Annotated in this window: 11 protein-coding genes and 1 pseudogene; 2 read left to right on the top strand and 10 right to left on the bottom strand. The window is 50.7% G+C overall.

Going from position 1 to position 11,550, the window contains the following annotated elements; translation table 11 throughout:
• Nucleotides 1-178: 178 nt before the first annotated feature.
• Together VN24_RS15995 and VN24_RS15990 are read right to left on the bottom strand one after the other, a co-directional pair.
• The gene (locus VN24_RS15995; RefSeq protein WP_045671203.1) at nucleotides 179-439 is read right to left on the bottom strand and encodes a hypothetical protein; all 261 of its coding nucleotides are present in this window, start codon (nucleotides 437-439) and stop codon (nucleotides 179-181) included.
• Nucleotides 439-1,632 (bottom strand): NAD(P)/FAD-dependent oxidoreductase, encoded by a 1,194-nt coding sequence (locus VN24_RS15990; RefSeq protein ID WP_045673375.1) that lies wholly within the window; start codon nucleotides 1,630-1,632, stop codon nucleotides 439-441. The genes VN24_RS15995 and VN24_RS15990 overlap by 1 nt, the downstream gene beginning before the upstream one ends.
• 351 nt (nucleotides 1,633-1,983) lie before the next feature.
• Between VN24_RS15990 and VN24_RS15985 the strand changes: the two are divergent.
• Nucleotides 1,984-2,802: pseudogene (locus VN24_RS15985) on the top strand (NAD(P)/FAD-dependent oxidoreductase); the annotation flags it as partial.
• Between the two features lie 360 nt (nucleotides 2,803-3,162).
• On the opposite strand, the gene sda reads toward VN24_RS15985, so the two are convergent.
• From sda to VN24_RS15955, 5 genes are all read right to left on the bottom strand, one after another.
• The gene (gene sda, locus VN24_RS15975) at nucleotides 3,163-3,306 is read right to left on the bottom strand and encodes a sporulation histidine kinase inhibitor Sda (RefSeq protein ID WP_045671201.1); all 144 of its coding nucleotides are present in this window, start codon (nucleotides 3,304-3,306) and stop codon (nucleotides 3,163-3,165) included.
• Between the two features lie 258 nt (nucleotides 3,307-3,564).
• Entirely contained in the window at nucleotides 3,565-4,236 is a 672-nt protein-coding gene (locus VN24_RS15970; RefSeq protein ID WP_193790073.1) for a YheC/YheD family protein, read from the bottom strand.
• Between the two features lie 237 nt (nucleotides 4,237-4,473).
• The gene (locus VN24_RS28230; RefSeq protein ID WP_238590710.1) at nucleotides 4,474-4,884 is read right to left on the bottom strand and encodes a carbohydrate ABC transporter permease; all 411 of its coding nucleotides are present in this window, start codon (nucleotides 4,882-4,884) and stop codon (nucleotides 4,474-4,476) included.
• A gap of 459 nt (nucleotides 4,885-5,343) precedes the next feature.
• The gene (locus VN24_RS15960) at nucleotides 5,344-5,706 is read right to left on the bottom strand and encodes a sugar ABC transporter permease (RefSeq protein WP_045671200.1); all 363 of its coding nucleotides are present in this window, start codon (nucleotides 5,704-5,706) and stop codon (nucleotides 5,344-5,346) included.
• 48 nt (nucleotides 5,707-5,754) lie between these two features.
• The gene (locus VN24_RS15955; protein WP_052702994.1) at nucleotides 5,755-6,417 is read right to left on the bottom strand and encodes an extracellular solute-binding protein; all 663 of its coding nucleotides are present in this window, start codon (nucleotides 6,415-6,417) and stop codon (nucleotides 5,755-5,757) included.
• A 241-nt stretch (nucleotides 6,418-6,658) separates the two neighbouring features.
• Here VN24_RS15955 and VN24_RS15950 point away from each other — a divergent pair, with 241 nt between their 5' ends.
• The gene (locus VN24_RS15950) at nucleotides 6,659-7,882 is read left to right on the top strand and encodes an IS110 family RNA-guided transposase (RefSeq protein WP_045671199.1); all 1,224 of its coding nucleotides are present in this window, start codon (nucleotides 6,659-6,661) and stop codon (nucleotides 7,880-7,882) included.
• Between the two features lie 59 nt (nucleotides 7,883-7,941).
• Here the strand turns inward: VN24_RS15950 and VN24_RS15945 are convergent, their stop codons facing one another.
• The 3 genes from VN24_RS15945 to VN24_RS15935 form a co-directional block, all read right to left on the bottom strand.
• Entirely contained in the window at nucleotides 7,942-8,445 is a 504-nt protein-coding gene (locus tag VN24_RS15945) for an extracellular solute-binding protein (RefSeq protein ID WP_052702993.1), read from the bottom strand.
• A 305-nt stretch (nucleotides 8,446-8,750) separates the two neighbouring features.
• Nucleotides 8,751-10,706 (bottom strand): FtsX-like permease family protein, encoded by a 1,956-nt coding sequence (locus VN24_RS15940; protein WP_045671198.1) that lies wholly within the window; start codon nucleotides 10,704-10,706, stop codon nucleotides 8,751-8,753.
• A complete protein-coding gene (locus tag VN24_RS15935) occupies nucleotides 10,681-11,457 on the bottom strand; it encodes an ABC transporter ATP-binding protein (RefSeq protein ID WP_045671197.1) in 777 nt (258 codons plus the stop codon). Before VN24_RS15935 ends, VN24_RS15940 begins: the two co-directional genes overlap by 26 nt.
• Nucleotides 11,458-11,550 lie beyond the last annotated feature (93 nt).

Here is an 11,550-nt window from a genome sequence, read left to right as displayed (position 1 = left end):
GGATCCGACTACAACAGCGATCGGAAGATCAAGTCAGCCGCGCAGCGGCCTTAATTCACCGCACTTTCTCCCCAGGACAGCGACCGTAAGACAAGTCAGCCGCGCAGCGACCTTTCTTCACCGCATTTCTCTCCCCGCGAGCGATCGGAAGATCAAGTCAGCCGCAGCGCCCCCTTTTTCACTCCTCCTCGTCGTCCTCAACCAATTGCAGCCGCTTCGATTCCAAATATTCCTGCGTCGCCCGGTCGCGCTCGCGGCCTTTGTCCTTCAGCCGTTCGATCGCCGGCTGAATCAATCGGTCAACCTCCTGCTGGACCGTATACGCCAAATCGTAACGGTTCTGGGATTCCAGAAACGATCCGACCTCCATCAAGGCGTTGTAGCGGTCCAGCTCATCCCGCGTCAGCAGCCCCCGCACTTGCACGCTGCAGTGCCGCATTACAGAATCTTTCCTTTGCGCAGCACGAGCGGAATGCCGCCGATAATGAACAGGTAGCGCAGGTCGATCAGCTTTTTCAGCCAAGCCGCCTTGCGTCCTTTATACTTCTTGCCGAACGCGATGCCGATCGCTTCGCCCTTGCCGAGCGAGGCGACCGTTCCTTTGTTGCTGAATTGAAACGTCTTCAGCGGCTGGTTGCGGATGGAAGCAACCAGGTTGTGCGCGCACGTCACGCCCTGCTGCATCGCGATTTGCGCCGTCGGCGGATACGGGCGTCCTTCCTCGTTCATCATCAGCGAGCTGTCGCCGATAATATAGACTTGCTCGTGGCTCGGGGCGCGCAAGAAGTCGTCAATCTTAACACGGCCGCGCATCGTTTCAAAACCGGCTTCCTCGATGAGGCGGCTGCCGCGGATGCCGCCGGTCCAGATGACCGTCTTGGAGCGGATTTCCTCGCCGTCTCCGACGATGACGCCGCTCTGCGTGCACTCTTTGATCGCCGTGCCGATTTTGAAAATAACGCCTTTTTTCGTCAGCACATCCATCGCGTATTGGACAAGCTCGGGATCGAAGCCCGGCAGCGCGGTCGGCGCGGCTTCGATGTTATAAATTTTCACCAGCGAGCGGTCAACGTCAAATTCCTTGCACAGCTCCGGGATGCGGTCGGACAGCTCCCCGATAAATTCGATGCCGGTGAAGCCCGCTCCACCCACCACAAACGTCAAATAATCAATGCGGTGCGGCTCGCGTTTAAAGCGGGCGAACTGATACTCGATATGCTCGCGGATGAGACGGACGGAGTTGATGCTGCGAATATTCATCGCATGCTCAGCCAATCCGGGAATGCCGAACGTTTCCGGCTCCCCGCCCAGACTGATGACCAGATAGTCGTACGATAACGTTCCGTCTTCGAGAATGACCTTTTTATCCTGAACGCGGATCTGCACCACGGTCGATTTGACAAAATCGATTTTGAACTCATCGATCAATTTGGAAATATTTACGCGGGCATTTTCCGGGTTGTCGGTACCGGCTGCGGGCATATGAAGGTGCGTTGTAATATAATGGTAATCATGCTTGTTGACAAGCGTTACGTCCGCTTCATTGTAGTTCAGCTGCTTCTGAAGCTTCAGCGCCGTCAGCACGCCTCCGTAGCCCGCCCCCAATATAACGATTTTCGGTATATTGCTCATAAAAAATCCCATCCATTCCGTCTCTATTTAAGTATCGTTATTGCCGGTTTTGTGTATGATTTCATCCTTCCGAAAGACGTCCGAATGAACAAAAAAGTTTGTGAAAAATTACACAAACCCTGCTAGAAAACAAATTTTTAGAAATAAAAAATAAAGGCCCTGCAAACAGGTCGCACCGGTCAGAATCGAGAGAATCCCCCAGTACTTCTGAAATGATACAAATTTTTGGCATAAAGTTCAAGGTGCATTTATACGAAAAACTTTAGAAGAACATACAAAAAGGTTATTTCCCTCCTTTCGCAAGAAACGTTATAATAAAAATCTAATTAGTTGTTTGGGAGGGCTTTTTCGTCCGGATTTCCGAAAGTGACGGCTCAGGAATTGGTCGATTCGCTGCAGAAGCAGCTGAGTCACTTCTCGCAGGAAGTTTGTCTGGAGGAGAAAGTGGTCGAGCTGATCAAGCGTGAGGAGCGCCTGTTTGAGATCCGTACGGACAAAGCGGTCCACTTCGCGCGTTCGGTCATCATTACGGCCGGCGTCGGTGCGTTTGAACCCCGCCGTCTGGAGCTGCCGGAAGCGGCGAAATACGAAAAGAAAAACCTGCATTATTTTGTGAGCGACCTGCATCAGTTCAATGGGCAGAAAGTGCTGATCAGCGGCGGCGGCGATTCCGCAGTCGACTGGGCGCTCATGCTGGAGCCGATCGCGGAAAGCGTAACGCTCATTCACCGCCGGGACAAATTCCGGGCACACGAGCACAGCGTGGAAAACCTGATGAAATCGAAAGTAAACGTTGTCGTTCCGACGGAAATCGCAGCGCTTGAAGGCGAAAGCCAAATCGAGAGCGTCACCCTGCGCAACGTCAAAACGAAAGAAGAAGTAAAGCTTGACGTTGACGCCGTCATTGTCAATTTCGGCTTCGTCTCGTCGCTCGGTCCGATCACCGAGTGGGGTCTGAACATCGACCACGGATCAATCGTTGTCGACTCCCGGATGGAATCCAGCATCCCGGGCATCTTTGCGGCAGGCGATATCACAACTTATCCCGGCAAAGTGAAGCTGATCGCAGTCGGGTTCGGCGAAGCGCCAACCGCCGTCAACAACGCCAAAGTTTATTTCGATCCGGGCGCCAAGCTGTCTCCGGGCCACAGCAGCAACATGAAGCTTTAGCAAGTCGGTTAAATGAAACAAAAGAGGGTATCCTAACCTTGCGCTCGAATCACCGGCTCGAAGTCGTTAAAGCGACGGCGGCCGCAGGCAAGGAGGATACCCTTTTTTATGTTATGTCCCGTTTGCAATGGAATTCGACTGCTCAACGTGCCCTGCCCGCACTGCCGCTGCGAAGCGGACGATTGCGGTCGGATTGCGGACTGGAGCGGTCCTTATGCTCCCTACAGTCCCGTTTCAACGGAACCTTTATTCAACCGAACGGAATTATATTGTGAACATATTGTATATTGTTCCGGGTGTAACCGCAGCTATGAAGTGTCGGTTGCCGAATGGGAATCACCGAACCTGAACGTTTGATCGTTATGCACCGAGTCGAATTTTGTCCGGGTTGATCTGTCTGCGCTTTAATTCACCGATCAACATCTCGATAAATTCAGGGTCCAGATTGAACTGCACAGCCGCTAAATACGTTTCCACCAACAGCTCATCAGACAGCAACTCCATCCCTCACACTCCTTTCATCTATATTGCCTAATTCTTCCTAACCCATCTTAACATGCCCTTAATCACCGGAACAAGCGTTCTGTTATCCACAGCCAGTCGTGGACAAGGTGTGTACAATATGTGGGTAGGAGTCGAAAAATGAGGGTTTTAGATGGGGATAGTGTGGATAGAGTTATGCACAGCCGGATTTAATGTCGAATTTGGTCAAAAAATTTTTTGAATTTTTGTTCTCTTTAGGTTCTATTTCTTACCTATCCTTTACTGCGGACGCGTATTCACTTCAAAAATCCAGACTTTCCCGCTCCGGTCGATGCCATAGTCGAAGCCGAGCTGGCCGATTCCGTGAAATTTCCCTTCCAGTACCGCCGTAGACACTCGTGTCAGCTCTCTCATCTCCCGTTTTTTGCGGGTGACCATCGCCCCCGACAATGAACGGCTGATTCCTTGCGCTGCAGTCAGCATGCTTCCTCCGCGGCATAAATTGGTCACGAACAGGCCCGGCCTTGCCACCCGTCCGACCATCGAGCGGATTTGCCAGCCCGTATCCGTCTTCACATATTTTACCCGGTAGTCAATCGGCCGTCCGCTTATTGCCGCGAGACGAATTCCTTTCTGGATCAAATACCGGCGGCCCTTCTGTTCCTTCTTTAATGCCTGCAAAAGCCCTTGAAAACTGTTAAAATGCCGGGTCCGCGAATAGTAGGTATACGAGAATCCGCTTCCGCTGGACGTTACCTTCATAACACCGTGTCCGCCTGCGCCTTTCACCGGCTTGATGACGACCATTCCGTGCACCCGAAGCATGCTGCGCAGATTATCCCCGTTAAACATCCGAGTGGGCGGAATATGGGAAGCAATCCTGGGGTGGGAAAGCAGCGCCGCCGTCTTGGCCCATTTGCTGGCGAGCTGCCGGCCTTGAATTTCACTCATATCGATGAATCTCCTTTCCATATCTTTCTATTCATCATATGAATGGGAGATCCGTCCCTCTTGGATGATTGTCCGAGTAGAAACGCCTGATTCCGCTAGGTTGCAAGAGTAGACAGGTATACGGGAGAGTGCAGAAACCAATGAAATCGGGACCTTTATGTGCAGAGGACGCACGATAAAAGTCCGGCGGCTAACATCACATTCTCTTAATATTCGGAACGAAGCCCTCAGCAATATTTACCCTTTAAGCGCCCCAGCTGTCAGTCCTTCTCTAATTTGTCGTTGAAAAAAAGTGTAGAGTAGAAACACGGGAATAACCGAAATAACCAATCCCGCGAACAGGATTCCCCAATCGACACTGTATTGCATCTCTCCTTGCATGAAAACAAGACCTAATGACACCGTATATTTTCCCGGGGAGCTTATAAGAGTCATCGAAATGATGTACTCGTTCCAGTAAGTAAGTGCGTTCATTATGCCTACGGTAATTAAACCGGATCGGGACAGCGGCAGCATGATTTTGAAGAAAGTGCCGAATATTCCGCAGCCGTCGATTGTAGCCGCATCCTCAAGTTCTTTGGGAAGTGCTTGGAAAAAGCCAGATAAAATAAAAATCCCAAACGGAATCTGAATGACCGCAATACACAATCGTCAAACCGATCAAGGAATCTGTCAAACCTAAGGTCGACATGAGGAAAAATAAAGGAATCAACCCTAAAATGGTTGGAATCATCATCGTCGAGATATACCATAAATAACATACGACTGCCCTTGAAAGGATGTCGTGTTATCATAAAGGCCGATGTCGAGGAAAGCAAAAGGGAGATAATCACCGCAGAGATAACGATCAAAGTGGTATTGATGAAATAGTCTCCAAAATGCGATTTTTGCCAGGCTGTTGCAAAATTAATAAATTGTAAAGGCCATTGAGGCAAATCCCAGGGTTTTCCCAAATTGAATTGCTGCGTCCTTTTCAATGAAGTAGCGACTGTCCAAAACAATGGATACAGAACAAACATCGCCCAACAGAAAAGCAGCGCCCTCGCGATTAGCTTAAACATGGAAATCCCCCATTCCTACCATTGAACCACTTCTTTTTTCATGAGCCTATTGATAATAACGGTCGTAATCAGGGATACAACCAATATCATGACACCAATGGTAGACGCATCCGACGGCAAAAAATATCGCGATCAACATAATGAAAATGACTTTCCAGAACACCAAAAAATAATCGTGGTAAATCGTGCGCGGAATGATCGCATCCTCGAACAATTTGCGATAGTTATCCAGCCCGACAAATTTCATATTCGAAGCACTGCCTGTCCAATCAAACAAACTGATATACATCCCTTTTACCATCGGGTACAACGTAAACAGCCCAAACAGCAAAAATGTCGGAACGATAAAAACACCGATAAACAAAAGATATTGCCCTTTTGAGGACAAGCTCTTCTTCTGAGTGTTCATATTACCACCATCCTATCAATAGAAAGGGGGGAAAGCTCCCCCCCTAGCTCATTTTTTCCGCGCTGCTGCTGCTGCTTTTTCCATTCGATCCGACCATTCCTCTTTCGTAATCTTCTCACCAAGCAAGGCCGCTGTTGCGTCTTCCATAGCCTTCTCTACATCCTGGTCAAACGTGCTGTCCGTAGAAGTAACAATTGTATCCGGCGAGTTCAAGTAGGTCATGGCGCTTTTCACGGCTCCGCTCGCTTGAGTGGAAGCCAAATCAACTTTATAATTCATTAACGCGCCTGTTTTTTCAGCCCAGTTAATGGCAGCCTTTTTCGTGAAGACGAATTGTAAAAATGCTTTTGCAGCTTCGACATTTTTGGCGTACTTCGCGATCCCTATTTCGTTCGTATAAGGGACGGCAACATATTTTCCACCTTTATCTTGAGTAACAGAAGGAATGAATCCATATTCGAAGCCTGCAGGAGCCGTCTTTTTCATTTCATTTTCCAGCCAAAGTCCGGACGGAATGAAGATTGCCTTGTGCTGCAACCACTGATTTTGGGAGTCCGTATGATTCAAAGCCAATGCTGCCTTGTTAATATAGCCCAGTTTGTTCAAGGATTCGACTTTGTCCAATGTAGCCATGACCGGTGCGCTCTTGAAGACACCTTCCTTCAAATTGTTAATGTCGTCCAGAATCGCCGGATTGTCCCCGTTAGCCATCCATGCCCCTCTCGGGGCACCACAGAGTAATGAAAATTTTGGTGCGGCGTTCTATACTATTCTTACGGCTGGTGAGGAAGGTCGTTAAGCTATGGTGTCGCGAACCCATCCGTTAGTCTGACTACGACGATCACGGTGCACCACGGTATGTCGCTCCTTTTGGGAAGCACGCGGGGTAGAGTAATCCTTTCTGGTTGTTGCACCAGTCCTCAATTTCAATTGCCGTAGAAAGGTGAATGTTATGGATGTCCTCATCGAGCGCGCTTGCGGTTTGGATGTTCACAAGAAGTCCATTACCGCTTGCGTCATGACTCCCGAAGGAAAGGAGATTAAGACCTTTCGTACGCATACGGTGTTCCTGCTGGATTTAATCGACTGGATCAAGCAGCATCGCTGTACGCACGTGGCCATGGAGAGTACCGGTGTTTACTGGAAACCAATCGTCAACCTGCTTGAAGCCGAGGAGATTCAATTCCTCGTCGTAAACGCACAGCACATTAAAGCTGTTCCCGGCAGGAAGACGGATGTGAAAGATGCCGAGTGGATCTGTAACCTTCTGCGTCATGGACTGCTCAAACCCAGCTACATTCCGGACCGTAACCAACGCGAACTCCGCGAATTAGTCCGTTACCGTCGCAGCCTGATGCAGGAACGCTCTCGTGAACATAACCGGGTTCAGAAGGTCCTTGAAGGCGCCAACATTAAGCTCGCTGCTGTTGTCTCCGACATTATGGGCGTGAGCAGCCGCGATATGATGGGGGCCATGATCGAGGGAGAAGAAGATCCCGAAAAGCTGGCAGCTTTCGCGCGACGAACTCTGAAGAAAAAGAAGGAAGAGTTGGAATTGGCCTTACGCGGCAACATGAGTGCCCACCAACGGATCATGCTGAAAACGATGCTCACACACGTCGATTTTCTGAATGAGCAGATTCTCGAACTGGATACGGAGGTAGCCAAACGGCTCGACCCTTTTCAGCAAGACATTGAACGTCTAGATACCATTCCAGGGATCGGCCGACGAACCGCAGAACAAATCCTTGCCGAAGTTGGGACTGATGTCGGTTCGCGCTTCCCATCCGCCCCTAATCTCTGTTCATGGGCGGGCCTAGTTCCAGGGCAGAATGAAAGTGCCGGAAAACGAAAATCCTCAAAAACTCGCAAAGGCAACAAATATCTCCGAGCGGCACTGATTGAAGTCGCCCATTCCGTATGCAGATCCGACAACTACCTAGGAGCACAGTACAGACGCATTGCCGCCCGAAAAGGCAGACACCGAGCAGCCGTAGCCGTCGCGCACTCCATCATGACCATTGTTTATTACGTTCTTACACGAAAAGAAGATTACAAAGATTTAGGAAGTCATTATTTTGAACAGCGACAACAAGAAGCGATCGTGAGACAAGCCGTACGAAAGCTTGAGAATCTTGGTTTTCAGGTAGCCCTCTTTAATTCGGAGGCCTCTTAGCGTTTCAATGTCTCAAAATTGCGAAGAAGCACAGTTTTTAAAAACCATAAAAGCTGGGCTTAGTTTCGTGCTGCCATTTTTGGGTCTGAGCTAATAGTAATTTTCGGGGTAGCCGTAACAAATCCTTGTCTCATGAAGTTGCGAATGAAATAGTACGGATATTGGCCTTGATGAATAATAGGTTTAACCCCGAATGCCAAGCCTTGTTTGTTGGCTTCCAAAAAGCTGGTCCAATCCGTAGGTACGGCCCAACCCTTTTCTTTGAAAAGCGCTTTGTCATACCACAAGCCGAACACTCCGAAAACGAGCGGAATGGCGTAACTCTTACCGTCATACAGCTTCGGTTGACCGATCAATTGATCCTTGATCACTTCTCCATCGACGTTTTTGGCTGTCTTGACCCAATCGGTAATATCCATCAGCTGCTGATTTTTAACTAACAGCGATTCTGTAAATGTACCGTCTCCATCGATGTAGACGACATCCGGCGGATTGCCTTGAATCCAGCGCGGCTTCATTTGTTCATTGATTTTCGGACCCGCCTGTTCGACGATCTGGTACATTCAATAACTTTTTTTCCATAAAGGAACATGTACTTTACACAAGTGGATAAGGCAAAATTTACGCGAAGACTCAAAGAGAAAGAATGTGTCAACATTTGGCTTATCGGCAGCGCGGATTAAAAGAGACAAACGTTCAGTCCTTTAGAGAAGAGACGAAGAAAAAAGCCGTTCGAATGTGGATGGGAGAACAAGAAAAATCGGCGATCTCTCCCCGCTTGAATTCCGGGCAGAGTCCGCCGCTTCGTTAAATCCTGTTTTCTTTTCCGGCTCTGAAGCCTTGGGCAACAAAAAAAAAGACCGGCTAATCAGCCGGCCGTCCCGCGTCTTATACTGTGAATATACGTGGAGCATGAAAAAAGAAAATATACGGTTTGCATGACAACATAAATACCGATGACGAGCAGCCCGTACATCCACACCGGCGCCGCCAGCAAATCGCCGAGCGCCTTCAGCGCGAACAGGCTGTGCCCGATTCCGACCAGACAGGGGACGAAGAAAACCATCCCGACCTGGGTGGCGACGATGCGCCGGATCTCCCCGGCCGTCATTCCGATCCGCGCAAGCGCCTTGAACTGCGCCCGGTCTTCCTGCAGCTCGGTAAACAGCTTGAAATAAATCATGCTGCCCGCCGCGATGAAAAACAGCAGACTGATGAACATGCCGATGAACAACGCGAGCGATATCGACTGCTGGGTTTCGATATATGAGCTGACCCGGTACGTCTGGGCCTGAGCCTTTTTATCTGCCGGAATGAGCTGTTCAATCTTCTGTACGGCCGGCAGAGCCTGTTCCCAGCCGCGAATCTCGTAGCCGTACGCAACAAGCTTCCGCTCCGCCGGCGTCTGCCGGTCCCATTCCATAAACTGCTTGTCGCTCGCCACGATCAGATAAGTCGCTTCTGCGACAGGACTGAGCACCGCGCCGTACGCGTAATCGTCCAGGCTCAGTTTCACCGGGCTGCCGTTGATAACCGCTTCGATAACGCCGCCCTTGCCGCTGCCGCCGGTATTCATTTCTTTGTAAGGCAGCACATATACGGCATGGCCGTCTTCAAGTTTAACCGGCTTTTTGCCCAGCCGCTGCGCCTGCGCATTATAATCCGTCTGTGAGATCGCCATCGCCGAACGTTCGGGGAAATTTGCCGTTTTGCCTTTCGTCTGCTGAATCCGGACCTTTGCTGCGGCGATGCCGACAACCCGGGCCTCCGCTTCGAGCATCTCCCCCGATGCGGCGATAACCGACCTTACCTCCTGCGGATCGGCAACTTCATGCGTGTTCAGGCCGCGTTCCAAAAAACCGACCGTATAAGGGACGTGCTCGAGCAGCTGATCCCGGCTCACTTTCTGGATCGAGTAAACCGAGCCGACGGCCGTCACCATCACCGCGCTCATAATCGATACGGCAAACAAAATTCGGGCATTGTCTTTCATTTTAAACGCGAGCTGGGATACGGTAATAAGGTTGGTGCGGTTGTAGAAAAAGCGAGTGCTGCGCTGAAGCAGCCGGATCAGGGCGACGCTGAGCTGGGTGAACAAAAAATAAGACCCAAGCGTCACAAGCCCGATTACCGGGAGCGCAAACAAAGTGAAATTCATCATCGTCATCTTGAGCGCCATCGTATACCCGGCCGCAAGGCATACGCAGGCGAGCAGCGACAACAGCGGCGAGAAAGTGGGCGGCTGCTTCGGCTTGCGCGCTTCCTGAAGCAGATCGATAATTTGCTTCCGCCCGACACGGAGGACCGTTGCCGACGATATGAGCATGAACAGCAGAAAAAATCCGCCCGCCGTAAGCCAGACCGCTTTCATAGGTACCGCGAAAAGGATGGAAACGTCCGAATTCAGCAGTACGCCAAGCCCCATGAAAAACAGCTTGCTCAGCAGCATGCCGAGACCGATTCCGGCTGCGATTGAAACGACGGCCAGGGCAGCGCTCTCATAGAGCACCATTATGCGCAGCTGGCCGCGAGTCGTGCCAAAGAGCGTCAGCAGTCCGAACTCCTTCGTCCGTGTTTTCAAAAAAGCCGAATTGGAATAGAGCACAAAGAAGAACGAGAAGATGACGATCAAATATTCGCACACCTGCATCATCGTCGTCACTTTGCCCGCCGCCGCAATGTTGCCGTTCACGATGTCGGGGTGAAACAGGAACGCCGCGTACAAGTAAAAGATGAGAACCGAGAACACGCTGCTGAGAAAAAAAGCGCTGTATGTCCGCAGATTCCCTTTGATGTTGCTAAGCGCGAGCGAACGGAACGTCATCGAAATTCCCTCCCAACACGCTCAGCGCGTCCAATATTTGCTGGAAAAACGTCTGCCGGTTCGTCCCGCGGCGAATCTCCGAGAAGAAACGGCCGTCCTTGATGAACACGATCCGCCGGCAGTAGCTGGCCGAGAACGGGTCGTGGGTGACCATTAGCACCGTCGCTCCAAACTTTTCGTTCATATCTTGGAGTGATTCCATCACATCCTTGGCCGCCTTGGAATCGAGATTGCCGGTCAGCTCATCGGCCAGCAGCAGCGCCGGCTTGTGAATGATGGCCCGGGCGATCGCCGCGCGCTGCTTCTGCCCGCCCGACACCTCATAGGGACGTTTGCCGAGAATGGCGGTGATGCCAAGCAGCTCGGCGCACGGCGCCAGCGCTTCTTCGATCCGTTTCGGCGGAAGGCCGTCCAGCACGAGCGGCAGTACAATATTTTCTTTTATGCTGAGTGTGTCGAGCAGGTTGAAATCCTGGAATACGAAGCCGAGCTCGCGGCGCCGGAACAGCGCCAGCTTTTTCTCCCCCAGCATGGACGGGTTCACTCCGTTAATTTCGATCGATCCGGTTGTCGGCTTATCGATTGTAGCCAGCATATTGAGCAGCGTCGTTTTGCCGCTTCCCGACGGTCCCATTACCCCGACGAATTCGCCCGCATCCACCCGCAGATCGATTCCATCCAGTGCTTTGTAATTCACATTCCCTTGCGTACTGTAAATTTTGCCGACGCCTTGTACGTTCAAAACATTCATAAGAGCGGTACTTCCTTTCCGAATGGAGTAGCTTAATGTCAAGTATAAACGGAATAGAAGCCTCTACCCATCGATTTGCCTTTCATTCGGAGC

The organism is Paenibacillus beijingensis, assembly GCF_000961095.1.
Taxonomy (GTDB): Bacteria; Bacillota; Bacilli; order Paenibacillales; family Paenibacillaceae; genus Paenibacillus_O; species Paenibacillus_O beijingensis.
This window is presented reverse-complemented; position numbering and strand designations above follow the sequence as displayed.